Annotated in this window: 26 protein-coding genes; 13 read left to right on the top strand and 13 right to left on the bottom strand. The window is 71.6% G+C overall.

Translation table 11 applies throughout. The features are described from left to right. Positions 1-2: 2 nt before the first annotated feature. The gene (locus tag AB4K12_RS03445) at positions 3-578 is read right to left on the bottom strand and encodes a hypothetical protein (RefSeq protein ID WP_368432730.1); all 576 of its coding nucleotides are present in this window, start codon (positions 576-578) and stop codon (positions 3-5) included. 218 nt (positions 579-796) lie between these two features. On the opposite strand from AB4K12_RS03445, the gene AB4K12_RS03440 reads away from it, so the two are divergent. The 4 genes from AB4K12_RS03440 (at position 797) to AB4K12_RS03425 (ending at position 3,535) form a co-directional block, all read left to right on the top strand. Beyond that, the gene (locus tag AB4K12_RS03440) at positions 797-1,693 is read left to right on the top strand and encodes an RNA polymerase sigma-70 factor (protein WP_368432729.1); all 897 of its coding nucleotides are present in this window, start codon (positions 797-799) and stop codon (positions 1,691-1,693) included. Continuing rightward, on the top strand, positions 1,681-2,172 hold the full coding sequence (locus AB4K12_RS03435) for an SRPBCC family protein (protein WP_368432728.1): 492 nt from the start codon (positions 1,681-1,683) through the stop codon (positions 2,170-2,172). Before AB4K12_RS03440 ends, AB4K12_RS03435 begins: the two co-directional genes overlap by 13 nt. A gap of 179 nt (positions 2,173-2,351) precedes the next feature. Continuing rightward, a complete protein-coding gene (locus AB4K12_RS03430) occupies positions 2,352-2,726 on the top strand; it encodes a VOC family protein (protein WP_368432727.1) in 375 nt (124 codons plus the stop codon). Positions 2,727-2,785: 59 nt separating this feature from the next. Beyond that, positions 2,786-3,535, top strand: coding sequence for a helix-turn-helix domain-containing protein (locus AB4K12_RS03425; protein ID WP_368432726.1), 750 nt, complete (start codon positions 2,786-2,788; stop codon positions 3,533-3,535). Here the strand turns inward: AB4K12_RS03425 and AB4K12_RS03420 are convergent. Continuing rightward, positions 3,488-4,165: a class I SAM-dependent methyltransferase gene (locus tag AB4K12_RS03420; RefSeq protein ID WP_368432725.1), complete on the bottom strand. Its 678-nt coding sequence runs from the start codon at positions 4,163-4,165 to the stop codon at positions 3,488-3,490. The two genes, AB4K12_RS03425 and AB4K12_RS03420, sit on opposite strands and share 48 nt — an antisense overlap. Positions 4,166-4,284: 119 nt before the next feature. Between AB4K12_RS03420 and AB4K12_RS03415 the strand changes: the two genes are divergently transcribed. After that, on the top strand, positions 4,285-4,935 hold the full coding sequence (locus AB4K12_RS03415) for a PadR family transcriptional regulator (RefSeq protein WP_368432724.1): 651 nt from the start codon (positions 4,285-4,287) through the stop codon (positions 4,933-4,935). A 43-nt stretch (positions 4,936-4,978) separates the two neighbouring features. Then, the gene (locus tag AB4K12_RS03410) at positions 4,979-5,944 is read left to right on the top strand and encodes a hypothetical protein (protein WP_368433141.1); all 966 of its coding nucleotides are present in this window, start codon (positions 4,979-4,981) and stop codon (positions 5,942-5,944) included. Positions 5,945-6,110: 166 nt separating this feature from the next. Here AB4K12_RS03410 and AB4K12_RS03405 read toward each other — a convergent pair whose 3' ends face one another. Then, positions 6,111-6,866 carry a dienelactone hydrolase family protein gene (locus AB4K12_RS03405; protein WP_368432723.1) on the bottom strand — a complete coding sequence of 252 codons (756 nt, stop codon included), beginning with the start codon at positions 6,864-6,866 and terminating at the stop codon, positions 6,111-6,113. A gap of 164 nt (positions 6,867-7,030) precedes the next feature. Here AB4K12_RS03405 and AB4K12_RS03400 point away from each other — a divergent pair, with 164 nt between their 5' ends. After that, positions 7,031-7,315, top strand: coding sequence for a hypothetical protein (locus tag AB4K12_RS03400; RefSeq protein ID WP_368432722.1), 285 nt, complete (start codon positions 7,031-7,033; stop codon positions 7,313-7,315). 27 nt (positions 7,316-7,342) lie between these two features. Here AB4K12_RS03400 and AB4K12_RS03395 read toward each other — a convergent pair whose 3' ends face one another. Next, positions 7,343-8,629: a M20 family metallopeptidase gene (locus tag AB4K12_RS03395; protein WP_368432721.1), complete on the bottom strand. Its 1,287-nt coding sequence runs from the start codon at positions 8,627-8,629 to the stop codon at positions 7,343-7,345. Positions 8,630-8,952: 323 nt separating this feature from the next. On the opposite strand from AB4K12_RS03395, the gene AB4K12_RS03390 reads away from it, so the two are divergent. Then, the gene (locus AB4K12_RS03390) at positions 8,953-9,348 is read left to right on the top strand and encodes a PPOX class F420-dependent oxidoreductase (RefSeq protein WP_368432720.1); all 396 of its coding nucleotides are present in this window, start codon (positions 8,953-8,955) and stop codon (positions 9,346-9,348) included. A 253-nt stretch (positions 9,349-9,601) separates the two neighbouring features. Here the strand turns inward: AB4K12_RS03390 and AB4K12_RS03385 are convergent, their stop codons facing one another. Beyond that, positions 9,602-10,072, bottom strand: a complete 471-nt coding sequence (locus AB4K12_RS03385) for a DIP1984 family protein (protein WP_368432719.1) — start codon at positions 10,070-10,072, stop codon at positions 9,602-9,604. Between the two features lie 298 nt (positions 10,073-10,370). On the opposite strand from AB4K12_RS03385, the gene AB4K12_RS03380 reads away from it, so the two are divergent. Next, on the top strand, positions 10,371-11,123 hold the full coding sequence (locus tag AB4K12_RS03380) for a nucleotidyltransferase domain-containing protein (protein ID WP_368432718.1): 753 nt from the start codon (positions 10,371-10,373) through the stop codon (positions 11,121-11,123). Positions 11,124-11,191: 68 nt separating this feature from the next. Here AB4K12_RS03380 and AB4K12_RS03375 read toward each other — a convergent pair whose 3' ends face one another. The 3 genes from AB4K12_RS03375 to AB4K12_RS03365 all read right to left on the bottom strand — a co-directional run bounded on the left by AB4K12_RS03375 (position 11,192) and on the right by AB4K12_RS03365 (position 15,217). Further along, entirely contained in the window at positions 11,192-12,448 is a 1,257-nt protein-coding gene (locus AB4K12_RS03375; RefSeq protein ID WP_368433140.1) for a VWA-like domain-containing protein, read from the bottom strand. 32 nt (positions 12,449-12,480) lie between these two features. Continuing rightward, positions 12,481-13,743 (bottom strand): AAA family ATPase, encoded by a 1,263-nt coding sequence (locus tag AB4K12_RS03370; protein ID WP_368432717.1) that lies wholly within the window; start codon positions 13,741-13,743, stop codon positions 12,481-12,483. A 70-nt stretch (positions 13,744-13,813) separates the two neighbouring features. Beyond that, complete coding sequence (locus AB4K12_RS03365; RefSeq protein ID WP_368432716.1) at positions 13,814-15,217, bottom strand: hypothetical protein; 1,404 nt, start codon at positions 15,215-15,217, stop codon at positions 13,814-13,816. A gap of 60 nt (positions 15,218-15,277) precedes the next feature. On the opposite strand from AB4K12_RS03365, the gene AB4K12_RS03360 reads away from it, so the two are divergent. The 3 genes from AB4K12_RS03360 to AB4K12_RS03350 all read left to right on the top strand — a co-directional run bounded on the left by AB4K12_RS03360 (position 15,278) and on the right by AB4K12_RS03350 (position 18,765). After that, entirely contained in the window at positions 15,278-17,446 is a 2,169-nt protein-coding gene (locus AB4K12_RS03360) for a protein kinase (RefSeq protein WP_368432715.1), read from the top strand. An 89-nt stretch (positions 17,447-17,535) separates the two neighbouring features. Continuing rightward, positions 17,536-18,051 (top strand): hypothetical protein, encoded by a 516-nt coding sequence (locus AB4K12_RS03355; RefSeq protein ID WP_368432714.1) that lies wholly within the window; start codon positions 17,536-17,538, stop codon positions 18,049-18,051. 9 nt (positions 18,052-18,060) lie between these two features. Then, the gene (locus AB4K12_RS03350) at positions 18,061-18,765 is read left to right on the top strand and encodes a hypothetical protein (protein ID WP_368432713.1); all 705 of its coding nucleotides are present in this window, start codon (positions 18,061-18,063) and stop codon (positions 18,763-18,765) included. 106 nt (positions 18,766-18,871) lie between these two features. Here AB4K12_RS03350 and AB4K12_RS03345 read toward each other — a convergent pair whose 3' ends face one another. Further along, entirely contained in the window at positions 18,872-19,561 is a 690-nt protein-coding gene (locus AB4K12_RS03345; RefSeq protein WP_368432712.1) for an HD domain-containing protein, read from the bottom strand. 105 nt (positions 19,562-19,666) lie between these two features. Here AB4K12_RS03345 and AB4K12_RS03340 point away from each other — a divergent pair, with 105 nt between their 5' ends. Next, complete coding sequence (locus AB4K12_RS03340; protein WP_368432711.1) at positions 19,667-20,635, top strand: GlxA family transcriptional regulator; 969 nt, start codon at positions 19,667-19,669, stop codon at positions 20,633-20,635. A 7-nt stretch (positions 20,636-20,642) separates the two neighbouring features. Here AB4K12_RS03340 and AB4K12_RS03335 read toward each other — a convergent pair whose 3' ends face one another. The 4 genes from AB4K12_RS03335 to AB4K12_RS03320 all read right to left on the bottom strand — a co-directional run bounded on the left by AB4K12_RS03335 (position 20,643) and on the right by AB4K12_RS03320 (position 26,101). Further along, complete coding sequence (locus AB4K12_RS03335) at positions 20,643-22,304, bottom strand: carboxylesterase/lipase family protein (RefSeq protein ID WP_368432710.1); 1,662 nt, start codon at positions 22,302-22,304, stop codon at positions 20,643-20,645. Positions 22,305-22,387: 83 nt separating this feature from the next. Next, positions 22,388-24,448 (bottom strand): histidine kinase, encoded by a 2,061-nt coding sequence (locus AB4K12_RS03330; protein ID WP_368432709.1) that lies wholly within the window; start codon positions 24,446-24,448, stop codon positions 22,388-22,390. Between the two features lie 14 nt (positions 24,449-24,462). Beyond that, complete coding sequence (locus AB4K12_RS03325; RefSeq protein WP_368433139.1) at positions 24,463-25,110, bottom strand: response regulator; 648 nt, start codon at positions 25,108-25,110, stop codon at positions 24,463-24,465. Between the two features lie 67 nt (positions 25,111-25,177). After that, positions 25,178-26,101, bottom strand: a complete 924-nt coding sequence (locus tag AB4K12_RS03320) for a VOC family protein (RefSeq protein WP_368432708.1) — start codon at positions 26,099-26,101, stop codon at positions 25,178-25,180. Positions 26,102-26,110: the final 9 nt, after the last annotated feature.

Below are 26,110 nucleotides of genomic sequence, written 5' to 3'. Positions count from 1 at the left end.
CGTCAGTCGCCGGACGGAAAGTCGCGGGCCTTGATCTTCGCCATCCGGCCGTCGGGGTGGTGGAAGACGACGCCCTCGCAGCCGTCCGAGGTGTGGGAGGTCAGGACGCGGTCGCGGATCACGGTGAAGGAACGCTCCGGGATGTCGCACTGCGCGGCACCCCGATGGGCGATCAGCTCATGCCGCTCCTTGCGCTCCGGATTGCCGTTCACCTTCGGGCCGACCAGCTCGTACGTGCCCGGGGCGAGCGTCCCGGCGGCGGAGGCCGCCGGGTTCGCCAGCGCCTCCGCGTGGAACTTCGCGAACGACGACTGCGCGATGGGCTCCCAGCCGACGGTCTTGCCCGTCACCTCGTCCGTCTCGACCGCCAGGTAGCCGGGCGGGGGCGTCCTGCGCGGCTTGACCTCGCGACGGGCCCACCACTCGCCGGTGCCGTCGAGCATCACGCACGTACCGTCGTACTTGCGAGTCGGTATGCCTTCGCCCGCGATCACCCACTCACAGCCGGGCGTCACCTCGGGGAGGACGTACCGGCGGTCGTCGGGATCGCGGACGAAGAGCGTAGGGATCTTCTGCATGCGCCCATCTTCGCTGGCGAGACCGGCGACGGCCGGTGATTTTCGAACGACGGGCTGCGTGCTTTGGCCAACGCAGCGGCAGGGAACCAGCGTTGTGAAGCAAATCACAGTGAGGGGCTGTCACGGTTCGCCGGTCCGGCGTGTCCCGATGGGCAGCCGAAGAGAGGAGCCGGATGTGATGCCGGGATGCCGACACGTGCTCGGGCCGGTGGCGGGCCATGGCTGAGGACGCCTTCACCGAGCACCGTCCGCTGCTGTTCACCATCGCCTACGAGATGCTGGGCAGCGCCGGCGACGCCGAGGACGTGCTGCAGGAGAGCTACCTGCGGTGGAGCGCGGTCGATCCGGACACGGTCGAGCATCCGCGCGCCTACCTGGTCCGGGTGGTGACCCGGCAGGCCCTCAACCATCTGCGTGCGGTCAAGGCGCGGCGCGAGGAATACGTCGGCACGTGGCTGCCCGAACCGATCCGTACCGCACCCGACGTGAGCGAGGACGCGGTCCTGACCGAGTCGGTGTCCATGGCCATGATGCTCGTCCTGGAGACGCTGAACCCGACCGAACGCGCGGTGTTCGTGCTGCACGACGTGTTCGGCTACTCCCACGGCGAGATCGCCGCCTCGATCGGGAAGACCGAGGTCAGCGTCCGGCAGATCGCCCACCGCGCCCGTCGGCACGTCCACGCGCGGCGCCGTCGCTTCGAGCCCGACTCCGAGGCCGGCCGGGAGATCGTCCAGCGGTTCCTGCTGGCGACGGCGACCGGAGAGGTCCAGGTGTTGATGGACCTGCTGGCGCCCGATGTCGTGCAACTCTCCGACGGCGGCGGGAAGGTCGTCGCCGCCCGTCGCCCGATCATCGGCCGCGACGACGTCGCCCGCTTCGTCCTCGGCGTCACCCGCGCCACCGCCGCGACGACCCGCGTCGAACAGGCCACCTACAACGGCATGCCCGCGGCACGGTTCCTCACCGACGGCGAACTCGACTGGCTGGTCGCGTTCGAGATTCACGACGGACGGATCACCGGCCTCTACGGCATACGCAACCCCGACAAGCTGCACCGTGCCGAAACGGTGCGCCCACTCGACCGAGGAGGTCACCAGCCGTGGAAACCATGACGGTCGAACGCGTCATCAACGCCCCGATCGACGATGTCTTCGCCTGGCTCACCACGACCACCAACTACACGAGCTCGCCCCTGGTGCGGCGCTGCCGCCTGACCCGGCACGGCGAGACCGCGCCCTACGGCGTCGGCGCGATCCGGAACCACCTGTGGCTGATCGGCTGGTTCCGGGAACGCGTCACCCAGTACGACCCGCCGTACTCCACCGAGTACGTCGTCGAGCGCAGCCTGCCGCCGTCCAGGCACGAGCTCGGCCGCATGTCGTTCACCGAGGTCGACGGCGGCACCCGGGTGCTCTGGACCACTCGCGCCGAGATGCGTCTCCCCCTGCTCGGTGCCGCCCTCACACGGCTCCTCGTACGCCCTCTGATCACCCGCACCTTCGGCAACATCCTGGGAGCTGCCGACACCGCGCTGACCGGCGGATCGGCTCGACAGGCCTATCCGGTTGTGACGGACCGCCAGGTCAAGTAGGGTCACCCGACGTGAACACCGGAACGGCGCTACGCCACGCACGGATTGGCCACCCGGTGGGGGGCTGATCACGCGACGGGTGCGAAGAAGGCACCCCCTCGGTTCGGCACGCGGACCCCCAGCGCAGCTCGCGCACCACGAGTCCGTTCTTTCTGCCGAACATCAATGAGGTCAACCGCATGACAGTTACGTTCAACCACACCATCATCGCCGCCAAGGACCGCCACGAGTCGGCGCGGTTCTTCCGGGAGTTGCTGGAACTCCCCGAGGCGCCGTCCTGGGGGCCGTTCGTCAACATCCAGCTCACCGATGGCGTACTGCTCCAGTTCGCCGAGCCGCCGGTGGACATCCAGATGCAGCATTACGCGTTCCTGATCGACGACGAGCTGTTCGACCGGGCGTACCGGCGGCTGAGCGACGGCGGCATCGAGCACTGGGCCGATCCGCAGATGCAACTCCCGGGCGAGATCAACAACGGGCACGGCGGTCGAGGGGTGTACTTCAAGGACCCCGCCGGTCACGCGATCGAGCTGATCACCCGCCCGTACCTGTAAGGGGCGTTCGGGGGCGGCGGCCTCTCGTCGGCGGGGCTCCGGGCTGGCAGCATCGGAGCGTGGAGGCCGGGGAGGAGTCGGTGCCGCGCTTCGTCATTCGTGCGGGATACGCGTGCTATCTGGGTCCGTCGACGAACAGCGCGTTTCATGGTCACGCCGCCTTTCAGATCGCCATCGCCCTCCAGGGCGACGTGACCATGCTGGACGCGTCCGGGACGTGCCATCGCGACACGGCGCTGATCGTGCCGCCGATGGCCCGTCACCGCATGCTCGCGGCGACGAGCCTGCGGGTCTTCTTCGTCGACCCGCATTGCGCGTTCGCGGACCGGCTGCGCGAACGCTGCGGCGATGGCATCAACGGCATCACCGCCGCTCCCGACCTGAGCGGCCTCCGTGAAGAGCATGTCCGTCCCGCCGGCGCGCGCCCCTCGAGCAGGATCGACGGGCGGCTGCTGGCGGCGATGGACGCGCTGGCGGACCGGAGCGTACCGATGCCGAGGCTCGCCGAGGAGGTGGGGCTCTCGCCCCAGCGTCTTCGCGCGCTGGCGCGGCATCAGCTGGGCATGCCCCTCGCCCGCTGGCGTATCTGGCAGCGGCTGATCCGTGCTGCCGAGGCCCTGCGCGAAGGCCAGTCGCTCGCCGACGCGGCGATCACGGGCGGCTTCGCCGACCAGGCCCATCTCAACCGGCAGATGCGCGACATGATGGGCCTCACCCCCTCGGTCCTACGGCCGATACTGCTACGGCCGATTCCGCGCCCGTCAGCCGCGACGCGCGACGTACACCGAGATCGAACCGAAGACCGTTGAGACCGCCTCCGCCTCGCGAACCTCCCGGAATCCGGCCTCGGCGATCATCCCGGGCAGGACGCCGTCCGCGTTGGGCCGCGTGTCCTCCCTGCCGTCCGCCAGCTGTACGAACCGGAACGCCAGGCGCATCAACCTCGTCCGCTGCAGCCCGAAGTCGGCGATCACCAGCTTCCCGCCGGGCCGTAGCACCGCGAACGCCGAGGCGAGCACCGCCCGTTTCATCGCGACCGGACACTGGTGGAGCACCAGGCTGGAGACGACCGTGTCCGCCGATCCGGCGCCCAGGAGCTCCACCAGCGCGTCACCCATGCCGACCCGCCATTCCAGCACCGCTCCGGCGGCATCCGCCTTATGCCGTGCCAGCGCCAGCACGTCACGGTCGGGATCGACGCCGACGATCCGGGCGTCCGGTTCCACACGTTTCAACAGCAAGGCCTGCGAGCCGGTTCCGCAGCCCACGTCGACGATCACGTCGCCCGGGCGCGGCGCCGCATGGGCGGCCAGCAGGCCGCGCCACAGGGGTTCACGCATGAGGGCGAGGACGAGATCGAAGAAGCGCACGGGGGCGATGCGGCCCAGCGCGGGCGTGAAAGGTCGCTCAGTCACTGGCTCTGTCGCTCGCTCGGTCATACGAGCAGCTTCGGGCCCGCGATGCCGCCCGGTCTTGAACGAACCGCTCGCGCGGTCCGTCCCACCACCGACCCACCACCTCGGGCTGGATAGTCTATTTGGACTGATAGAGTTCGACCATGCCACGCCGCGCCCTCGACAACCCGATCGTCCTCGCAGTGCTGGGACTCCTGCTGGAACAGCCCTCGCACCCCCACCAGATGCTGAACGAGCTGCGCCGGCGCAGCGAGAGCCACGCGGCCGCGATCACACGGGGCACGCTCTACAACACCGTCGCCGCCCTGGCCGAAGCGGGATGGGTGGCCGAGCAGGGCCGGGAGCGCTCGGGAAAGCGTCCGGAGAGGACCGTCTACGCACTGACACAGGCGGGCTGGGACGAACTCGTACGGCGCCTGGACTCCCAGGTCCGCAACCCGCGGCGGGAGTTCTCGCAGTTCCTGGGCACGGTCACCTACCTCGGCGCCCTCGGGCCGAGCGGCGCGGTGGAGGCCCTGACCGAGCGGGCCCAACGCCTCCGGCAGCGCACGGACGCCGATGAGGAGCGCCTTACGAACGCCCTGGCGGCCGGCGTACCTCGCCTGCACGTGGTCGAGGCCGAATACGCGCTGTGCCTCGCTCGCGCCGAGCTGGCCTGGATCGCCTCGGTCATCGACGACATCCGCGGCGGCTCGCTGACCTGGCCTGCCGCCTCGACGGCCGCTCCCCCGCCGCAAGTCCACCGAGACGACCGCTCCCCGACCACACCGACCGCACGATCACACGACCACTGAGCCGAGAGGAATCGAACGCGTGACGCTGACAGCGCATGACGGCATGCTCTTCGGGATCTACCCGGGCGGAATCGCCGGTGACGACGCCGGGGGCCTGGCCGTCGGCCCGCCCGACGACCCGGCCCGCATATCGACCGCACTCGACCTGCTGCAGGGCCGGCCGGACCGCCCGTTCCTGGTGCGCGCCTACACCCGGTTCGACGACGCCACCCGGCTCGGCGAGCCGCACGCCACCGCGACACCGGCCGACGCGGACCGGTACGCCACCCGGGGGCGCAGCCTGGACCTGGTGGCGCAGTACCAGTCCACCGCCGGAGACGTCGACGGCTACTGCGACTTCCTGCGCGAGCTGGTCGAGCAGTACGGCGCCGTCACGAGCACCCTGCAAGTGACGGAAGAGCCCAACCTCACCTCGAACCCGACGCTGGACGGCTACTACCCGGCGGTGCATGAGGCGGTCGTCCGTGGGGTGTCCGTCGTAAAGGAGCGAGCACGCGAGCTCGGGTACACACACCTACGGGCCGGGTTCAACACCACCCCGCTCTTCGGCCCGGCCACCTCCTTCGTCGCCGACCTCACCCACCGCGGAGGCGGAGGCTTCATCGCCGATCTGGACTACGTGGGCCTGGACTTCTTCCCCGACGTCTTCCAGCCTGTCGCCATGCCGGACCTCGCGCTGGCCGTCGAGGGGCTGCTGCGCCATCACCGTGACGCGGTGCTGACACCCGCCGGCCTGGGCCACCTGCCCCTGCACATCACCGAGCACGGCTGGCCCACCGGACCCCACCGCCCACCGCACCGGCAGGCCGGCATCGTCGAGACCGTCGTACAGGTCATCGCCGCCCAATCGAAACAACTCAACCTGAGCGGCTATACGCACTTCTCGCTGCGCGACGCCGACAGCGCGAAGCCCGGCCTGTTCCACCGATTCGGGCTCACCACCGACGACTACACCCCCAAGCCCGCCTTCGACAGCATGAAGACGCTCATCGAGCGCTTCAGCGCCTGAAGAGCCCGAAGGGCCCGGAGAATCTCGAAGAAAACGGTCGCCCGGCAGGCGGCACACGGCCGCCTGCCAGTAGCGGTCGCATCAGCAGCGGTCACAGCGGCAGAGGCTACCGGGATCGGGGCCGTCGTAGCCGGTCAGGGGGCATGGCTGGACGGCTCCCCGGCCGTCAGCCGACGGTGAGGGTCCGCGCGAGGAGGTCCAGCAGCCGGTCCCAATGCCGGTCGAGCCCGGCCTGGTTGAAGACCGCGGTGTCCGCCATGGTGAAGCCGTGCACCGTGCCCGGGTACACCTCGCAGGTGTTGCGGACGCCGGCCGCGTCCAGGGCCGCGCTCAGGCGCGCGACGGCCTCGGGCGGCATCGACTCGTCATGTTCGGCGATCCCGAAGTGGACCTCCGCGCTCACCTTGGGAGCGAGCAGATGGGGGCTGTCGGGGGCGTCCGTGGCGAGGGAGGCGGGGTGGAAGCCGGCGACGGCGGCCACCTGCCCGGGGTGGGTGGCCGCGGTCCGTAGGGCCAGGGTCGCCCCCATGCAGTATCCGACGGTACCGACCGGGCCGGGACGGACCTCGGGCCGCGCCGTCAGGAAGTCCAGGTAGGCCTGGGCGTCGGAGAGCACACGCTGCGGGGTGTGTTCGGTCAGCAGCGGTATGACGCGGGAGACGAAAGCCTCGCGGCTCTCCGCGTTCGTCAGGTCGGGGATCTCGAGCACGGGTGCGCGACCGGTGCGGTAGAAGACGTTGGGGACGAGCACGCAGTAGCCGTGCGCCGACAGCCGCTCGGCCATCTCGCGCAGCACGGGCCGCAGCCCGATGGCGTCCATGTAGAGGAGGACGCCCGGGTGGCTGCCGCCGCCCTCGGGGAACGCGAGGAAGGCGTCGGCCGTACCGTCGGGTGTGGGGACATCGATCATCTGGCTGGGCATCGCGCACTACTCCTTCTTGATCTTATTGGTGTCCGTCACGCTAGCGCGAGCCGGTGGAGCGAGACGAGGGGCCTCGGAGCCTCTTCCGCCCGCTTCGGCCCGGTACATCCCGTCCACGGCGCGCGTTCCGGCGATTTCCCGCCAGGCGGTCTACGGTCGGACACATGATGAAGATCATCACGGTGTACGAGCTCGAGAGGGCGCCGACCACGGCCGACGCGGCGTCCGGTGGGGAGGAGGCGACCCCGGTGGTCCACAGGGTGCATGCCGCGCCGACCGCCCCGGGCTCCTCGGCGCTGGGCCCTCGGACGTTCTGCGGCAAGGACACGTTCGCCATGGAGGCGGCGCCGGGGAAACCGTCGGAGCACCCCGGTTCCCCGTGGTACGCCCCGGAATACGCCGACCGGGTCTGCAGCACCTGCGACGCCGCGATGGAGGACGAGACCTGACGGCCGGCCACCACTCGGCTCGAGGGCCTACGCACTCCCGTCCGCGCCCTCCCCGAAGAGACGTGCTTCGGTCGCCGGAACGGCCAGGAACGCCTCGGCGACCGCGGTGTGCACGGCCGCCCCGATCGCCATCACGCTCTCGTCGTACACGACGCGGTTGGAGTGGTTGTCGGGAGCCGTCGCGGGCGAACGACCCGGTGGGCAGGCACCGAGGAAGGCCATCGCGCCGGGCACGCGCCGCAGGACGTACGAGAAGTCCTCTCCGCCCATGGTCGGGTGGGGCATCTCGTGGACGCGGCCGGGGCCGACCACCGTCGCCGCCGCCCGGCGGGCGCCGGCGGTGAACAGCGGATCGTTGTGCAAGGCCGGGGAGCCGTCGACGAGCTCGACGTCCGCCACCGCGCCGTGGGCCGCGGCCACGCCGTGGGCCACCCGGACGATGCCGTCGCGCACCACCTGTCGGCTGGCGTCGGTGAAGGTGCGGTAGGTGCCGTAGAGCTCGGCGGTCTCGGGCACGACGTGGAACGTGCTGCCCGCCGTGACGCTTGCGATCGTGAGGACGGCGGGGTCGAAGACGCTGACGGTCCTGGTCATCATGGTCTGCAGGGCTTGTACGATCTCGCAGGCCACGGGCACCGGGTCGAGGACCTTGTGCGGCGCGGCCGCGTGTCCGGCCCGGCCGCGCACGGTGACGCGCACGAAGTCCGCGGCGGCGAACTGCGGCCCCGGGCGCAGGTGCACCGTCCCCGCCTCGTAGCGGGCGGCGACGTGCAGGGCGAACGCCCCGTCCACCTTCGGGAAGCCTTCCGCGTCGCCCAGTACCCCTTCCTCGAGCATGAGCTGGGCCCCGCCGCTGAGCTCCTCCCCCGGCTGGAACATGAACACCACCCGACCCGCGAGCCGCTGCCTGCGGGCGGCGAGCAGCCGGGCCGCCCCGACGAGCATGGCCGTGTGCGTGTCATGGCCACAGGCGTGCATGAAGCCTTCGCTCTGCGAGGCGAACTCCAGCCCGGTGTCCTCCTGCTGCGGCAGTGCGTCCATGTCGGCCCGCAGCAGAACGGTACGGCCCGGAGCCGCGCCCTCGAGGACGGCGACGACCGAGCTGAGGCGCTCACCGACCGAGACGGTCAGCCCCAGGCCGGCGAGCGCGCTCAGCACGGTCTGCTGCGTCCGGGGCAGATGAATGCCGGCCTCCGGAGTGCGATGGATCTCGCGCCGCACGGCGACGATGCCGGGCAACAGCCCGCGGGCCTCGGCCAGCAGAGGTGACGGGGGCATCGTCTCCTCGTCGCCCGGCGCTTCGATCCGGTCCATGCCGCTCAGGCTCATCGGTCGGTCACCGCCTCGGGCACGGCACGAACGGCCTGCGGGGGTCCGACCGTACCGATGAGCAACGCCACACGCACGGGCGATACCTCCCCAGCCGCCTATGGATGTACCGGTCCCCACCACTCTTCCCAGTCGGGCCCCCACACATCCACGACCACGCCACCCTTCCCGGCACGGCACGTTCGGCGAGATCGCGACAGCACGGCCGGGACGCCGGCTATCTGATCCTGCGTCGGGAAGAACTCGGCCCTCGCATCCGTTGCACGCAAGCAGTGAACATACGGAATGCCGGACAGAAGGGTGAGGCCATGTCAGTGGCGTTCAACGAGGAGACGCGCAAGCTTCTGGACGGGAGGAACTTCGCCACCGTCGCGACGCTGAACCGGGACGGCGGACCGCAGACCTCGGTGGTCTGGATAGCAAGGGACGGAGACACGGTGCTGTTCTCCACCACGGCAGGGCGGCAGAAGGCCCGGAACCTCACCCGGGACCCACGGGTCAGCCTCACCGTCTACGACACCGAGAATCCGTACCACTCCGTGGACATCCGCGGCACCGTCGAACTGATCGAGGACCGGGAGAAGTCGCTTCCGCGCGAGCTCTCGCAGAAGTACCTCGGCGAGGACCCGCCCGCCGAGTCGGACGATGTCCTCCGGCTGGTCGTCCGGGTGACTCCGCAGAGGATCTCCGGCTTCTCCGTCTGAGGCCGACACGCTGGGATGTGGAAAGCCCCGAACCCGCCCTCGCCGCTTCGGATCTGCACATGGTGATGTTCTGTGCGATGTGCACCTTTACCTGTACGCGATGCTGAGCTGCACGGTTCATGGGGAGTCGAACCCCGGCGTTGCTCTTCACGCGCCATAGGTGGGCCGGAAAACCGCCGGCCCTCGGTTTGTGCACGCCTCCGAAACGGCTACCTGCTCCACATCGTCACGCCTCCTGCTGGGACTGGACTGTTCAGTCCAGCAGGTCGGCCTCCCAGTTCACCCGCTGGATCCGCATGTCGATCTCACGGATCTCCCGGGCGATGTCATCCGCCTGACGGCGCAGTTCCGCGACCGGAAGCGCGGAGAGCACCATCAGCTCGGAACGGAGCTGGCGGCCGTAGCCCCGGTCGCCCGTGCCCGCTGCGGCGTCCGCCGCCGCGGTGACCACCGAGTGGCGCAGTCGCAGCACGTCGCGGCGTGCGAGGGCGTCGGTGAGCGTGCCGTCCTGGCCCATCTCCACTGCGGCGTTGGTCCGGTTGATCCGCCGGATCAGCGTCTCCAGGGTGCCCAGTACCTCACCGGCCTCGGCCAGCAGCTCGGCCGCGTCCTCGGCGGGCGTCTCGCCTTCCTGATACCGCGCACTGCCGACGACGCGCGTTCGCAGCTGTTCCACACGACGCGTCGCCTCCGCGCGTTCTGCCAGCGCCTCGGCAAGCTTCATCGTCCCCACCTCCCGTCTTTTCGGCTCGCGCAAGTATACGAAGGCAAAGCGGCTCAAACGCACCTGGTTTTCGGGTCCGACGGGGCTCGGACCAGGCCATTCGAGACACGGTCCGCCACCCGTACCCCGGCTCCCCGGGGCAGCGGGCAAGCGCGCTAAGGTCTGCTTCATGAAGTGCTGACCACGCCCCGGTGCATCGATTCGCACAACGCCGCCGTCCGAGCCCTGCTCCGGCGTTCATCCGGTGTGCCGCCGCATCGCCCGTCATCCACTTCTCACGATTCACGATCGGATCGCCATGACCGACGACATCTTCCTCGACCACGTCGCCGACCGGCTCGCCGCCCTGCCCGCCGTACGCGCCGTCGCGCTCGGCGGCTCGCGCGCTCAGGGCACCCACACTCCCGACAGCGACTGGGACCTGGCCGTCTACTACCGGGGCGGTTTCGACCCCGCCGACCTGCGCGCTGTCGGCTGGGAGGGCGAGGTCTCCGGTATCGGGGACTGGGGCGGGGGCGTCTTCAACGGCGGCGCCTGGCTCAGGATCGACGGCCGCCAGGTCGACGTCCACTACCGCGACCTCGACGTCGTCGAGCACGAGCTCGCCGAAGCACGGCAGGGGCGCTTCCACTGGGAGCCGCTGATGTTCCACCTCGCCGGCATCCCCAGCTATCTGCTGGTCGCCGAACTCGCCGTCAACCAGGTGCTGCACGGCACGCTGCCCCGCCCCGAGTACCCGCAGGCGCTGCGCGAGGCGGCCCCACCGATGTGGCGCGACCGGGCGGCCACGACACTCCAGTACGCCAAGGGCGCGTACGCCCGGCACGGCCGGGCCGCCGAGGTCGCGGGCGCGTTGGCCATCGCGGCCATGCAGACGGCGCATGCGGTGCTGGCGGCGCGCGGCGAGTGGGTCACCAACGAAAAGCGGCTCTTGCAGCGGGCCGGCCTACGAGGGGTCGACACGATCGTGGCCGGACTGCGGCCGGAGCCCGGGGCCCTGACCCGGGCGATCTCCGAGGCCGAGACGCTGTTCGAGGTCGCTGCCGCATAGGGGAAGGGCAGGGCGGGCGCCGGCGGGCCTGGCCGGGACGTGCACGCCCAGGACCACCGCGCGGCGGGTCAGGCCCCGATGTCCACGACGCGCGCCCACGCGGGCGGGCGGTCCGGAACGTAGTCGGGATCGTCCTCGTCCCACGCCGCGTGCTGCCGGGAGAACAGACCCACCACCGTCCGGCACGGTGGTCGCGTGGCCGGCCAGGGCGTCTGGCCGTCGGTCAGGACGACGATGACATCGGGGCGGACCTGCGCCCGGAGCGCCTTGGCGAAGCCCGTGCGCAGGTCCGTACCCCCGCCGCCCATCAGCGGTATTCCCTCGGCGCGGCACAGCGGGTGCGCGATCCGGGCCGCCGCGTCGCACGGCAGTACGGTGATCAGGTCGCGCCGGCCGCCCACCGCACGGGAGATCGCGGCGACCTCGAGGAGGGCGCTGCCCAGTTCGGTGTCGCTGACCGAACCGGAGGTGTCGATGACCACGGAGACGCGAGGCGGCCTGCGGCGCAGGCTCGGCAGAACAGCGCCGGGCACCCCGGCCGAGCGCCGCGACGGCCGACCGTAGGTGTAGTCCTCGCCCGCGCCGGAGCCGGACACGGCCGAGCGGACCGCCGCACCCAGCAACTCCCGCCACGGCTGCGGCGGATGGAACGCCTCCTCCGCCCACCGCCGCCACGCTTTGGGGGCGTTCCCCGGACGGCCGGTGATGCCCTGCGCCACCCGGAACCGGACCGCGTCGATCTCCTGCTCGCTGAGGCCGTGCGCGCCGTCCGGACCCAGGTCCCACTCCCGTTCGAGTCCGTCGGCGCCGCTGCCGCAGTCCAGCCAGGTCACGCTCGGCGTGTGCTGCCCGAGCCTGAACTGGCGCAGGTAGTCCTCCATGAGCTCCCCTCCGGGCAGCCCCAAGGACTCCGGGTGGATGGCGCCTTCGGGCCGGACCAGCCCGTCGCCGAACACGTCGTCGTTGATCTCGCAGTCCGCGGCGATGTTCATCCGCAGCCGTTCCCCCGGGCCGGTCAGCCCGCGCTCCCGCGCGACCCGGTCACTGCGCCCGTGGTGGTCGCGCAGCAGGTGCGACACCTCGTGCACCCATACGCCGGCCAGTTCCTCCACGGGCGTCCGGTCCACGAACGCCGGGGAGACGTAGCAGCGCCAGTACCGGTCGACGGCCATCGTCGGTACGCGCCGGGACTCCACGGTGTGCAGGGCGAACAGGGCCGTCGCCAAGTAGGGCCGGACCCGAACGGCATGCAGCCGGGCGGCGAAGAGCTTCTCGAGGTCGAGTGCCCCCGGAGCGTCCAGGGTCGTCGATGTGTCCGCGGCCATCGATGTGTCCGAGGTCGTCGATGCGTCCGAGGTCATCGGCCGGCCTTCGCGGCGGCCGTGGCCCGGGTCGCCGCGTGATCTGCTCGCCGGGACAGGGACACCACTCCGGCGAGCCCCTCGATCGAGGGCGGAACGTCCCACTCCTCCTGCCGCAGCGTGGCCAGGGTGGTCGCGGGGACGACGACCAGGTCCGGGGCCCCGGTCTCCACGGCCCGGGCCAGGAGCGCCCACGCCGCGTCCCAGCGGGACTGCTCCGGACGCCGGCGGACCGCCTCCACCACACCGTCGAGCACGGCCTGGCGCAGATCCCCCCGCTCGGGCAGGGCGGCGCCGACCGGGTCGGCGAGAAGCGCCTCGGGGTCCGGGAGGTCCATCCGGTCCAGGGCCGCCAGCAGCTCCAGCCCCGGCCCGTCTCCCACGGTGCCTCTGACCAGCAGGGACAGCACGTCCCGGGAGGAGCCGGCCGCGGTCGCGAAGGCGATCAGGCACAGGGTCATATCCCAGCTCCGGGGTGACGGCCAGGGGCCGCCGCGGCGGGCTTCGTTTCCGGGCAGTCGGTGTACGAGCCCGGGGCGGGCGGAGAGGAGTCCGCACACCGCGCGGCGGGCGTGGCTCACGGCCTCCGGCAGCTTCTCCGGGTCGAGCCGTGGCAGCGTCGCCCGGGGCCAGGTCCCTCCGAGGCCGCGTACCACGACCTCGTGGTCGTGGGTCCATTGCAGGTGGACGAACCGGTTGGCCAGAGGCGGGCTCAGCTCCCAGCCGTCGGCGGCCGAGGAGCGTGGGTTGGCGGCGGCCACGATCCGGATCCCGGGCGGCAGTTGCAGGGAACCGATCCGTCGCTCGAGCACGAGGCGGAGCAGGGCGGCTTGAACGGCGGGTGGCGCGGTGGACAGCTCGTCCAGGAACAGCAGTCCTCGGCCTGCCCGTACCAGGCGCACCGCCCAGTCCGGCGGGGCCATCGGGACGCCCTGTTCCGCGGGATCGTCCCCGACGACGGGCAGGCCGGAGAAGTCGGACGGCTCGTGCACGCTGGCGATCACTGTGGTCAGCGGAAGGTCCAGGGACGCGGCGAGCTGTGTCAGGGCCGCGGTCTTGCCGATCCCCGGTTCACCCCACAAGAGCACGGGCAGGTCGGCGGCCACGGCCAGGGTGAGGGCCTCGAGTTGTGTGTCGGGCCGCGGTTCGGTCGTCGTGTCGCGCAGCAGGGTCAGCAACTCGCCGGCGACGTCGAGCTGGGAGGTGCGGGCCGGGTCGGCGGGTGTTTCGGTGGCAGCGGACGGGGTGCATGCGGGCATGTGTGATCACCTGAGGGTTCGTGGTGAGACGTATGGGTGTGCGTGTGCAAGGGGGGACGGAGTCCCAGGGTCAGCGGGAGATCGCGTGGCGTGGGTGGGAGCGGCGGTCACGGGGACGGCGACGCTTCGGGGGGATATGGCGGGGCCCGGGGCCGATCAGACCTGCCCTGTACAGCCCGTAGGTGATCCGCCGCAGGGCGGCCGTCTCCAGTTCGTCCCGCAGGGCGCCGGCGCGCAGCAGTGCGTCGGGGCCCAGCAGGCCCTCGACGACGGCCAGCGCACCGGCTGTGTCGCCATGGTCCAGGCGTTCGCGGACGCCGGTGAGGCAGTCGGGGTGACGGTGCGCCTCGTCGATCGCCCGCAGGCAGGGAAGCGGAGTGCCGGTCAGTGCGGCCAGCAGTTCCTCCCGCCGGATCTCGGCCGGGTCGTGGTCCAGCGGGGCGAGCACCCCGTCGACCAGGGCGATCCGGTGCCGAACTCCCCGGCACTCCACGAGGCGTGGCTCTCCCGCCCGGTCCGGAGTCCGGGGCGGACGGGACGGGTCGGGCGGTGAGTACTCCGGTACGAGCGCCGAGGCGACCAACGGGTGCAGCCGGTCGGCCTCGATCGAACCGGTGCGGAGCAGTTCGAGGTCGGGCAGCACCCAGGTCGCCGCGTCGGGCAGGACGGAGACGCCACGGTCTCTCGATGCCGCCACGATCCGCAACGCGGGCGGTGCCGCACCGCTTTCGTCCGTGCCCGGATCGAGGACCAGCCGATGCCGGGCCCCGAGCCATACGGTGACGGTGCCGGAGGCCCGTCCTTCGGCGTGCAGAAGGATGCCCGCCTCGGCCGCCCACCGGTCCACGGCGCAGCGGTGCCCCTGCGGCACCGCCTCCAGCAGCTCCGCGCCCAACGCAGGGCGGCCCTCCGCGGGGGGCCGGTCGGCGCCGGACCGGGCCCGCAGTTCACCGGTCCTGCGCGCGTCCCACAAGTGACGGTGCAGGTCGAGGCGGAACCGCTGGTGGGGACGGGAGTGCGGATGGGGGGAGGCGCCGGCCTCGGAGCCGGATTCGTCCCACAGCGCGAGGCTGATCCGCTGGCCCGCGTCCGCCCAGGCGGGCGGGGTACGGGCCACGAGGTGCACGGGGCTCGCGCCGTCGCGCCCCGCGAGGTCGTACCGGGCCAGGGAAGTGGTCAGGCCTGGGCGCAGCAGCCCGTTGGGAGCGATCCTCGGCATGTGCCAGCGCAGCAGGTCGGGCGCCAGGTGACGGAGATCGGCCCGGACGCGGGCCGCGAGTTCCTGGCCATGGGTACGTGCTGTGGAACGAAGGTTGAGATCGACATCGAAGCCTGCGGCGGCGCACGCCCCCGCCCAGTCGCCGGCATACCGGCGGGCGGTCGCAGTCTCGATCATGGACGGCGGCACGGCGAACTCGCGCACGCGCAGCCAGAAGGAAAAGCGGGAATCCCCGTTCGCGGTCCGAGTGAGCATCAGCACTCACCTTGCGCGGACAGGACCCCCGATCTGTGAGAAGAAGGAGTCATCATCGCAGTGATCATATCGCTCCTCGCTCCGGTCTGTCTGCCGGGCGCCCGGATGTTCTCCGCCCTGGGCGGCATGAACGCTTCCTCAGTGGGGCCGGGCGTGCCCACCGCTGAGGTGGGGTATCACCGAGACGCACTGAGACGATCGCTCTCGGCGATCAGGATCCGGACGGCGCATGGGGGAGCGATGGAGCCGGGTGAAATGCTGGATGGGCGCTATCGGCTGATCGACCCGCTCGGCGAGGGCGGCTTCGGCGTCGTATGGAAGGCGTTCGATGAGCACATGCGGCGCAATGTCGCCGTCAAGGTCCTGACCCGCACGGAACAACCCGGCCATGAGAAGGCGGAGGTGCGGTTCTGGCAGGAGGCGATCACGGCCGGCGGCCTGTCCCATCCGCACATCGTCACGGTGCACGAGTTCGGCCGGACGCAACACAACGGCAGCCGACAGGACTTCCTGGTCATGGAACTGCTCGGCGGGCGTTCACTGTCGCAGATACTCACCACCGGGCCTCTGCCCGCGCAGCAGGCGCTGCGCTGGGCACGGCAGATCTGCGCGGCGCTGCAGGCCGCGCACACGGCCGGGGTGATCCACCGGGACATCAAGCCGCAGAACGTGATGGTCGACGAGAGCACCGGCATCCTGAAGGTGGTCGACTTCGGCATCGCGAAGAGTGCCGCCTTCTCGCTGAACCTGACGATGACGGGCGAAGTCATCGGCACGGTGAGCTACATGGCTCCTGAACGAGCGGGCAAGGGCCCGGTGGACGCGCGCTCGGATCTGTACTCGCTGGGGTGCGTGCTCTACGAACTGCTGACGGGCAACCCGCCTTTCACCGACCCCGACGCGGCGCCGCTCATCGTGCTCTACCGCCACCTGCATCAACCGCCACCGGCACCCCGCGCCACCCACCCGGAGCTTCCGGAGGAGGCCGACCGGCTGGTCCTGGACCTCCTGGCGAAGGACCCCGGCCGGCGCCCTGCCGACGCCGCCGCCGTATGCACGCGGCTGGCCGCCCTGGCCTCGCAGGTCGAGCGTCCGCTCACCATCCTCACCGGCGGCGCACCCAGCGCCGATCGGCAGGCGATCCTGCTCCACCGCCTGCGGGAGGCCGTGCTCATAGGCGACAAGGGACGTGCCGACACGGCGAGGAACCTCCTGCGCGGCGTGGTCTCCGACCACACCCGGACGCTGGGCGCGGAAAGCCCGCAGACCCTCGAGGCACGACTCCAGCTGGCGCACTTCACCGCTGAAGCAGGCGGCTACGAGCAGGCGCGCGACCAAGCCGCCAAGCTGATGGCCCGTTGCTCTTCCATCCTTGGGCCCGAGCACCCTCTGAGCTTGCGGGCCAGGATCCTGCACGCCCACTCCACTGATAACGCCTTGAGGCCGGACCTCGCCCGAAGTCTGTTTCCGCCCCTGATAGCCGACTGCACTACCGCCCTGGGGCCCGACGCCGCCGAAACGCTTGAAGCCCGGGTGCATTACGCCGACGCCCTCCACGCGACAGGTGCCCACGCCGAGGCGCGAGATCTCGGCGCCATGCTGATCAGCCACTGTGCCCGCGTGCTCGGAGCAGATCACTCTTTGACGTTGAGCGCACGAGCGCAGCACGCGCTCTCCACGGACAGCGCCGGAGAAGAGAGCCGGGCCAAAGACCTGTTCTTGTCGCTGGTGACCGACTGCGCGGCCGCCCACGGACGCGATGCGCGTATCACGCTCGAGATCCACACCGTCGCGTCGATGTATCACTTCGCCGCCGATCCGTCGGGCGCACTGGACACAGTCGGTCTGCTGCTGTCCGACTGCCTGCGTGTCCTTGGACCCGTCGCACCCTTCACTCTGATCGCACGCCTCGGACAAGCGGTAGCCATCGCCACACTCGCCGGGGCCCAGGAGGGGGTGACGCGGCTGACCGCACTCACCGCTGACTGCACGGCGGCCCACGGCCCTGATTCGGCCTTGTCCCTGCTCTTCAGGAAGCTCACCGCGGACTTCCATGGTGCGTTCGGATACAGCGCTCAGGCACGTGACCTCCTGAAACCTCTCGCGGCAGACTGTGCCAGGGTGCTCGGGCCGGACGCCTCGTTCACCGCTGAAGTCCAGGCCTCTCTGAAGGAGCGGACCCAGGCCGCTCCCCGCCGGCGCCTGCTCGACTGGCTCAAGGGTCTCTGAGACGAGACCCCTGGCAGGGTGGGCGGTAGCGGTGCCGATGCAGAGGGCCACGCTGGTTCTGGGAGCGGCTGCCGGGGAGGAATGAGGCGATGGGTACGACGGGATTCGACGTGGCGACCGGCGATACGGGTCCCGTCAGCGCCGGTCCCCGTGAACGCGCGGACGCGGTGCGGCAGGCCGTCGACGGTCTGTTGCAGATCCGCCGGGTGATGAACGCCGGTACCGCCGAGCCCGAAGCGGTCCCGGCCGAGTGGGAACGTCGGCAGCCCGTACGCGCGGTCGCCTTGGTCCTGGAGGCAGCCGGAATCCCGCCCTCCGCCGTGGGCGAGGATGGGAGACGCCTGGGCACCGGGTACGTCGTCCGCCTGAGCGAGCCGACCGGGGCGCTCCCCCGCGGTGGTGAGCCGCGGAGCGTGGCACGTGTCGAATGGCTCGGCCCGCCGGGGAGCGGGGCCGTGCTTCAGCAGCACGCCGAGCTGCAGCGGTGCGCTGGGGCCCTCGAGGGGCTGGGCTGGCTCGCGCTGGCGTACCGCGGTGAGCGACGACAGCACTGGCTCGAAGTCGAGCCCGTCCTCCCCGGAGAGCGCAGGGCATCAGGGCCGTAGGATCCCTTGATGATCACTGACAGCCACCAGGGAAAGTCGGCAATGAAGAACACGTGGGGGACTCTGGCCGCCGTCATGGCCGTCGGCGTGCTCGCCGCCGGTTGCGGGTCCGGGGGCGATGGCAAGAACGCCCTGCCGAAGGCGGACAAGCTCGCCGCCGACACCGGAACCCGCTACAAGGAGCTCAGCGCGCCCACGCTGGACGGCATGACCTGCGACAAGGGCGACGGCGGCTTCCACTTCGGCAGCGACCTGGACATGCTCGTCGCCGGCGACGACGACCTCCCGAAGGTCAAGGACGCCGGGGAGGACCAGATCTCCTGCTTCGGCGCGACACGCATCACCCTCGGCAAGGGCGGACGGCAGGCGACCGTACCGCACCTCACCACGCGGACGACCCTGTACGACAAGGTCGCGGACCCCACCGCCGCCCTGGACAAGGTCTTCTCCCACACCATGGATCTGGAGAAGGGCTACGGCCGGAACCCGGTCGGCTCGCCCCAGGCCTTCACCACCAAGGAACTGGTGCTGAAGTGCCGGCAGAACGTCACCGATACCTTCCCCATGACCACGTGTTTCTGGGCGAACTACGGAGCGGTCGGCGTCGTCGACTTCTTCCCGCCGGAAGGCAAGCACGTACCGGTCGACGAAGCCGCCGCGCAGACGTACAAGTTCGCCATGGGCGCCCTCGCCGGCACCGGCAAGAAGTCCTGACGCCCGGCCGCCCGGGGTGCCGCTCGGTGGGGCCCCGGCGCGTCCCCCTCGTGCCGGGGCCCCACCACGGGGCCCGATCCGGGAATTCCGAGACTTCTCGTCCGGTTCAGGCGGCCGGGTCGGTGGGGGTGGGCTGGTCGTTCCAGCCGGACCGGGCGATCAGGTCGTACCAGTCGGGCATCGTGCCGGGCGGCAGGTGGCGGCGCAGGAGCTGGCCGGGGAAGCCCAGGGGGCCGGCCTTGGCGGGATTGTCCAGCGCCTGGTGGACGATCATGTCGGTCATCGTGTAGGCGAGGTCCTCGCGGGGGAAGGCGGCGTGCACACGGTCGGCGAAGCCGTCGGGCAGGAGTTCCTTGCCGTACCCGAGAACGTCCACGGAGATGCCTGCGTGAGCCAGCGCGACTTCCGGGCCCTTGCGGGAGGCGATGCCCTCCGAAGTGTGCAGGGCGATCGCGTCCCACACCACGGTCACGGCGTCCTCGTCGGTGCCGTGTTCGCGGAGGAAGCGGGCCGCCAGATCCGCGCCGTCCACCTCGAAACGCTGGTCGCCGTTGCCCTGCTCGGACAGACCCAGGTCGTGCAGCACACAGCTGACGAACACCAGCTCGTCGTCGAAGTCCGCCCCGGCCTCCATGCCGCGGTGGCCGGCGAGCGCCCGGGCGAAGAGGTAGCTGCGCACGCTGTGGCGGAAGATGACCGCCGGCTCGGTTTCCTCGGCGTAGCGCAGCGCGCGGGCGGCCAGGTCCGTCCGGGGCAGATCGAACGGGTCGTAGACAGCGGGCAGGGCGACATCCACCGCGGGGACTCCTCATACGTCGTTCAGTGAGTACGCCCTTGATCCTGCTGCCGTCCGCATCCCCCGGCCAGCGGCCACAATGCCGTCCTGCGCTAAATTCTGGCCATGACTCGTGTGGTGGCCGTGCTCGCGCTCGACGGCGTCCTCCCGTTCGAACTGTCCATCCCGGGCCAGGTCTTCGGCACCGCCAACCAAGCCGCCGGCATGCCGCACTACGACCTGCGGATCTGCGCTCCCGGCCGCAGCGCCACCACCTCACCCGAGCACGGCGCCTTTCGGATCCACACCCCTCACGGCCTCGACGGCCTCGCGGACGCCGACACCGTCGTCATCCCCGCCCACGCCGGTTTCCTGGGCGCACCGCCCCCCGCGGTCGTCGAGGAGCTGCGGCGGGCGGCGGGGCGCGGGGCGCGTCTGGCATCGGTGTGCGTGGGCGCCTTCACCCTGGCCGCCACCGGCCTGCTGGACGGTCGCCGCGCCACCACCCACTGGCAGTACGCCGGTGAACTCGCCCGGCGTCACCCGCGCGTCGACGTCGACCCCGCCGTCCTGTTCGTCGACCACGGCAGTCTGATCACGTCGGCCGGGGTGGCCGCCGGACTCGACCTGTGCCTCCATCTGGTCCGCCGCGACCTCGGTGCGGATCTCGCGGCCGCCACCGCCCGCCGCACCGTGATGCCTCTCCAGCGCGACGGTGGTCAGGCCCAGTACATCGAACGCCCCGAGGCCCCGACCGGCCTCAGTACCCTTCAGCCCGTCCTGGAGTGGATGGAGAGCCACCTCCACCGGCCCCTCACCCTCGCCGACATCGCCGGACACGCCGGGATCAGTGTCCGGACGCTCAACCGGCGGTTCCGCGCCCGGACCGGCACCACCCCGCTGCAATGGCTCCTGGGCGCCCGTATCCACCGGGCCCAGGAACTGCTGGAGACCACCGACCTGCCCGTCACGCACATCGCCGACCGCACCGGCTTCGGCTCCCCCGTGACCTTGCGCCATCACTTCACCCGCCGCACCGGAACCTCCCCCCACGCCTACCGCGCGGCCTTCCGGCGACAACATCTCGACACATAGAACCCCGTCACCGCGACCGTGGCACGCGTACCTCCGCTGTCAGCAGTCCCTGGCCGGTCGGGCGCGGGATCGTGGCCCAGAAGTCGCACTGGTGGGCGGTGTCGAAGTCGGTCCGGGGCGTGATGGCGTCCGGGGCCAGGGAGAGCGGGCGGTAGGGGTCCGGGGCGGTCGCGGGCCAGGTGCCGGGGGCGGGGTCCGTCGTGGTGACGAAGCGGGTCCAGAAGGTGGTCATGGCCTGCGACAGCCGGGTCTGGGCCGGGTTCAGTCGGAGGTCGCCCGCCTGCAGGTAGTCGAACAGGTACGGGAGTTCGGCGCCGTGGTAGGCGCCCAGCGGGAAGTCGGGGTGGACGTTGTAGAGGACGGGGGCGGCGCGGTCGGCGAACTCGTAGGCGAAGACGCGGCCCGGTGTGGCGGTGGCGAGTTGCCGCGCCGACTCCCGGGTGGGGCAGGCGACGAGGTAGTCGCCGAACGCGGCCGCGAACGCCAGGCGGTGGTCACCGCCGTAGTTCGACGCCGGGTAGTGGGCGGCGACCCGGGGGCCGTCCAGCTTGAAGAGGGTGGTGAGCACGGCCGGGTACGTGACGGCGTTGAAGCGGATGCCGGTGGATTCGAGGATGACCGTGTGGATGGTTCCCTCGTCCAGCCCGTTGCCGAGCAGCACGGGCACCTTGGCGTAGTCGCCCGCAGCGATGGCCTGGTCGGGCGGCACGGGGAGGACGGGCGTGCCGGATACCGGCCACCAGGGGGCGGCGCCGCTCGTCGGCGCCTTCAGCAGGTCGGCGGCCGGCTTGCCCCGCAGGCAGGTCACGACGGCGGCGTCGCTGCCCAGGCAGCCGGCTCCTGTGGCGAAGGAGGTGCCGGCGGAACCGGCCTCGGCGGCCGGGCGGGACGCCACGCCGCAGGGGCCGCTGTGGATGACGGCGCGTGTGAACAGGCCGCGCGAGGCGGGCGAGGTGAGGTGTCCGCAGACGCTCAGGCCGCCCGACGACTGGCCGGCGGCCGTGACCTTCGCGGGGTCTCCTCCGAAGGCGGCCGCGTTCGCCCTGGTCCAGCGGAGCACGGCCTGCTGGTCCATGAGGCCGTAGTTGCCGGATCCGGTGCCGGGGGCCTCGGCGGTCAGCCCGGGGTGGGCCAGGAATCCGAAGGGGCCCAGCCGGTAGTTGGCCGTGACCACGACCACGTCTCCCGCGCGGGCCAGGCGGGAGGCGTCGTAGTGGGCGGCGGAGCCGGAGACGAACGAGCCGCCGTGGAACCACACCAGGACGGGTTTGCCGCCACCGCCTCCCGGCGGGGTGAAGACGTTCAGGTAGAGGCAGTCCTCGTTGGTGGTCTCGGATGTGCCGAGCACCGGCCGGGCCGGCTGGGCGCACGCCCCGGCGAAGCGGGTGGCGTCCCGGACGTCGGACCACGGGGCGGAGGGCTGGGGCGGCCGCCACCGCCGCTCCCCCACCGGCGGCGCGGCGAACGGCACGCCGAGGAAGGCGCGGCCGCGCTCGGTGACGGTGCCGCGTACGGGTCCGGCGTCCGTGGTGACCACCGCCGGGTCCTCCGGCGCACCGGCGCCCGCCCGGGCCGGGACGACGGCCGCGGCGGTGGCGCCAGCGGCAGGGGCGAGAAGACCGAGGAGCCCGAGGAGAAGGGGGACGAGCAGGCTGCGTGGGGTGGCCATGAAGGGTGTCTACCCGTGGGCGGGGAGGGTTTCCGTCGCCCGGCCGGGGCACACGCGAACGACCGTGCACCCTCTGGGTGCCGTCATCCCGGGAAGGGGCCCGCCACCGGCGGGAACGACGCCCGTACGACCATGCCGCCGCCGCTCCCGCCGTTCGCCAGGGTGAAGTGGCCACCCAGCTCGGCCGTCCGCTCCCGCATGGACCGGATGCCCACCCCGTCGCCCGTGGGGTGTTCGACGAGCCCGTGCTCGGCGATCCCGTGCTCGACGATCCCGTGCCCGTCGTCGCTGACCTCGATCGTCACCTCGTCCGGCACCACCCGTACGCTCAGCGCGGCCGCAGTGCCGCCGGAGTGCCGCACGACGTTGTTCAGCGCCTCGCCCCCGATGAGGTAGACGGCCACTTCCACGGCGGCCGGCAGTCCCGGGAGCGGGTCGGGGGTAAAGCGCACGTCCACCCGCAGCCGCTGGCCGAACCGGTCCGCCAGCTGGCGCAGCGCGCCGCCCAGTCCGTTGCGGTCGAGCGCGGCCGGGGCGAGGCCGGCGGAGATCCGGCGGAGTTCGGCGATGGCCTGCCCGATGCCCTCGGAGGCGGTCTCCAGCGGCTGGGCGGCGGCGGAGCCGTTCGGTACGGCGTAGCGGGCGGTGTCGATCTGCAGCCGGGCGCCGGAGAGGGCGGGGCCGAGGCTGTCGTGCAGGTCGTGGCGCAGGGTGCGGCGTGCCTCTTCGCGGGTCACCACCATGCGTTCGCGGGCCGCCCGCAGGTCCTCGTAGAGGCGTACGGAGGCGAGCGCGGGCGACGCCTGGTCGGCGAGGGATCGCAGGACCTCCTGGTCCTGGCGGTCCAGTGTCCGCTGGCCCGTCCTGGGGGTGACGTGCAGGTGGCCGACGACGTTGCCTTCGAACGTCAGGGGGAATCCGTGGGAGTCGGGCACCGGCTGCCCGGCGGCGGCGAGGGTGCGGGGGCCGCCGCGGGTGTCGACCACCACTTTGGCTCCGGGCAGGTTGAGCGTGGTGACGACGGTGTCGCACAGCAGCCGTGGGGCCTGTGCGGGGGCGGCCGCCCGGCTGAGCCGCTGGGAGAGTTCGCGGACGACCTGGTAGGGGCGGGCGCGGTCGCCGTAGTAGATGCGGTCCACCACGCGTACGGCCAGGCGTGCGCAGGGGTAGAGCAGGGCGCCGAAGGTCAGGCCCGCGGCGCCCGACACGAGGGCGCCCGTGCTCAGTCCGCCGGGCAGGGCGCGCACGACCAGCAGGGAGACGGCGGTGTACACGGCGATCAGGGCGGCGGTGAGCAGGAGGGAGGCCAGCATCTTGCGCGTGGCCCGGTCCAGCTGGCCGGATCGGTCGCGGCTGATGCCGTAGATCGCGCAGAAGGGCCAGAGGAACGCCACGGCGTATCCGTAGGACCACAGGGCGCCCTTGGGCGGGGCGAGGTGGTTGACGTAGAGGAGTACGAGCCACAGCACGTACGGCAGGACGGGAATGATCTGCCGGCGGTCGGGGGTGCGCCACCAGCGCACGGCCATGACGGTGAGGCCGGTCAGCAGGAGCGCGGTCATGAGGGGGATGACGGGCAGGTGGGTCAGGAGGGTCGTCCTGAGTCGTGCCCACGCGCCCCGGTTCGTCGGGTCGGCGATGGTGTAGGTGCGCGCCGGGACGGGGTCGGCGTAGGCGTGCACCAGGCTCCAGGCGGCGACGAGAGCGACGTACGGCCGCCAGATCCAGTGGCGGGGCAGTTCGCCGCTCGGCAGGTACAGCGGCAGCACGTAGAAGGTGAAGACGGCCAGCGCGTAGGAGACTTTCGAGACGACGGTCAGGGTGACGCCGACGCCGTGCGGGGCGTCGGTGACGGCGGCGGCGATGATGCAGGCGTCCGAGAGGACGTTGGTCGTTCCGGTCGCGACGAGGAGCGGGCCCAGGACGCTGTGGGGGCGGTGGGCCGTCATGAAGGCGCCCAGCAGGACGACTCCGGTGGAGGCGATGACGGGGACGCCGCGGGGGACGATGTACGGGGTCAGCCGCGCGTCGTCCAGGTGGGCGAGGGCGATGACGGTCCAGGTCACGGCGGAGGCGAGGGTCAGCGTGTAGGCGGCGAAGGTCAGGACGGACCGCCCGCCCCGCACGGTTCCCGCCTCGTCCACCGCGGCGCGCCCCTTCAGTCCTCGTCCCCCAGGCCCGCGTCCCGCGCCCTGGCCACGGCCTCGGCGCGGGTGGTGACCTGGAGTTTGTCGAAGATGTGCGTGACGTGGTTGCGGACCGTCTTCTCGGACAGCACCAGCTCCCGGGCGATGCGCCGGTTGTCCAGGCCCCGGGCGATGAGCTCGAGGACCTCCGCCTCGCGCGCGGTGAGCGCCGGGAACAGCTGCTCGGCGTCGTGGCGGCGGCCCCCGCACAGCAACGCGGTGAGGCGGGCCGCGGTCTGCGGGCCGAAGACCGCCCCGCCCGCGGCGACCGTGCGGACCGCGTGCAGCACCTCCCCCGCGCCCGCGCCCTTGACCAGGTAGCCGCGGGCACCTGCCTGGAGCGCGGCCAGCAGGCTTCCGTCGTCGTCGGACATGGTCAGCATCAGCACCGGCAGTCCGGGGTACAGCCCGGCGAGCTGCCGGGTGACGTCGATGCCGGAGGCGTCGGGGAGGGACAGGTCCATGACGACGACATCGGGCAGCTGCCGCGACACGGCCTCCAGCGCCTCGCCGGCGGTGGCGGCCTCGGCGACGACGTCGGCGCATCCGCTGCTCTCCAGCGCGCCCTTCAGGCCGTTGCGGAACAGCGGATGGTCGTCGACGATCAGGACACGGGGCATGGCGGCGTCCTCGTCTTCTTGTCTCACAGGGCGACGCTAGCCGCCGCCCTGGGCGATCTCTCGTTCGTCAGGCCGTGTGGGTGCCGGTCATCAGTGCGGCCAGGTCCTCCGGCGCGATCCATGAGGGCGGGGGCGGCTGCCCCCAGCTGAAGAAGCTCTCGTTGACGTCGAAGACCTCCGGATCCCACAGCTGGTCGTCGACGATGCAGTCCATGTCGGAGTAGTACTCCGTGAAGTTGCCCGCCGGGTCCTTGAGGTACCAGAAGAAGTTGGAGCCGATGTAGTGGCGGCCGAAGCCCCAGATGTGGCGTTCGGGGTGCTCCTCGAGCATGGCCATGGCGCCGCGCCCGATGTCGTCGACGTCGTCGACCTGCCAGGACGTGTGGTGCAGGAAGGGGACGGGGGCCGCCAGGACGAGGATGTTGTGGTGGTCGGTGGTGCAGCGCAGGAAGGCGCCCGCGTCGCCCAGTGAGTCGCTGACCTTGAATCCGAGGCCGTCGCCGAAGAAGGCCGCGGTGGTCCGGGGATCGGGGGTGCCCAGCACGGCGTGGCCGAGCTTGCTGGGCCGTACCCGGTCGGCGCGCTGGACGCCGGGAGCACGGCCGGCGGTGCGTTCGTCGCGTCCGGGCCCGTTGTAGGGGGTGGGGGGTGTCGGCGGCGCAGCGGGACGCGGTTCGACCTGGAGCACGGCGCGGGCTCCGGTGACGGGGTCGGCCGCGGTCAGGCTAGGACCGGCTCCGCGGACGGTGGCGACGCCCATGCGGCGCAGCCGGGCGCCGGCGGCGTCCAGGTCGTCGGTGTCGTCGACGCCGACCCGCATCTCGACCAGCCGGCGGGTGGGTGCCGGCACGATGCGCAGCTGGCGGCCGCCGTCGCGGGTGGAGAACCAGCCGTCGTCCTGCCGGCGCAGGCCGAGTTCGGTGTAGTAGGGGGCTGTCGCGGCGGGGTCGGGGACGCCGATGGTGACGGAGGACAGACGGTGCAGGGACATGGTGGGTCT

This window comes from Streptomyces sp. C36 (genome assembly GCF_040932295.1).
Lineage (GTDB): Bacteria > Actinomycetota > Actinomycetes > Streptomycetales > Streptomycetaceae > Streptomyces > Streptomyces triculaminicus.
Note: the sequence above shows the minus strand (reverse complement) of the source record. Positions and strands in the feature narration are given on the sequence as shown.

Coding starts and splice junctions, on each gene's coding strand:
- AB4K12_RS03350 (WP_368432713.1), top strand. CDS start 18,061: ATGATCACTGACAGCCACCAGGGAAAGTCGGCAATGAAGAACACGTGG.
- AB4K12_RS03390 (WP_368432720.1), top strand. CDS start 8,953: ATGTCAGTGGCGTTCAACGAGGAGACGCGCAAGCTTCTGGACGGGAGG.
- AB4K12_RS03410 (WP_368433141.1), top strand. CDS start 4,979: ATGCTCTTCGGGATCTACCCGGGCGGAATCGCCGGTGACGACGCCGGG.
- AB4K12_RS03430 (WP_368432727.1), top strand. CDS start 2,352: ATGACAGTTACGTTCAACCACACCATCATCGCCGCCAAGGACCGCCAC.
- AB4K12_RS03335 (WP_368432710.1), bottom strand. CDS start 22,304: ATGGCCACCCCACGCAGCCTGCTCGTCCCCCTTCTCCTCGGGCTCCTC.
- AB4K12_RS03385 (WP_368432719.1), bottom strand. CDS start 10,072: ATGAAGCTTGCCGAGGCGCTGGCAGAACGCGCGGAGGCGACGCGTCGT.
- AB4K12_RS03375 (WP_368433140.1), bottom strand. CDS start 12,448: ATGGCCGCGGACACATCGACGACCCTGGACGCTCCGGGGGCACTCGAC.
- AB4K12_RS03405 (WP_368432723.1), bottom strand. CDS start 6,866: ATGCCCAGCCAGATGATCGATGTCCCCACACCCGACGGTACGGCCGAC.
- AB4K12_RS03365 (WP_368432716.1), bottom strand. CDS start 15,217: ATGCTCACTCGGACCGCGAACGGGGATTCCCGCTTTTCCTTCTGGCTG.
- AB4K12_RS03320 (WP_368432708.1), bottom strand. CDS start 26,101: ATGTCCCTGCACCGTCTGTCCTCCGTCACCATCGGCGTCCCCGACCCC.
- AB4K12_RS03440 (WP_368432729.1), top strand. CDS start 797: ATGGCTGAGGACGCCTTCACCGAGCACCGTCCGCTGCTGTTCACCATC.
- AB4K12_RS03395 (WP_368432721.1), bottom strand. CDS start 8,629: ATGGACCGGATCGAAGCGCCGGGCGACGAGGAGACGATGCCCCCGTCA.
- AB4K12_RS03355 (WP_368432714.1), top strand. CDS start 17,536: ATGGGTACGACGGGATTCGACGTGGCGACCGGCGATACGGGTCCCGTC.
- AB4K12_RS03415 (WP_368432724.1), top strand. CDS start 4,285: ATGCCACGCCGCGCCCTCGACAACCCGATCGTCCTCGCAGTGCTGGGA.
- AB4K12_RS03400 (WP_368432722.1), top strand. CDS start 7,031: ATGATGAAGATCATCACGGTGTACGAGCTCGAGAGGGCGCCGACCACG.
- AB4K12_RS03420 (WP_368432725.1), bottom strand. CDS start 4,165: ATGACCGAGCGAGCGACAGAGCCAGTGACTGAGCGACCTTTCACGCCC.
- AB4K12_RS03340 (WP_368432711.1), top strand. CDS start 19,667: ATGACTCGTGTGGTGGCCGTGCTCGCGCTCGACGGCGTCCTCCCGTTC.
- AB4K12_RS03370 (WP_368432717.1), bottom strand. CDS start 13,743: ATGCCCGCATGCACCCCGTCCGCTGCCACCGAAACACCCGCCGACCCG.
- AB4K12_RS03380 (WP_368432718.1), top strand. CDS start 10,371: ATGACCGACGACATCTTCCTCGACCACGTCGCCGACCGGCTCGCCGCC.
- AB4K12_RS03325 (WP_368433139.1), bottom strand. CDS start 25,110: ATGCCCCGTGTCCTGATCGTCGACGACCATCCGCTGTTCCGCAACGGC.
- AB4K12_RS03445 (WP_368432730.1), bottom strand. CDS start 578: ATGCAGAAGATCCCTACGCTCTTCGTCCGCGATCCCGACGACCGCCGG.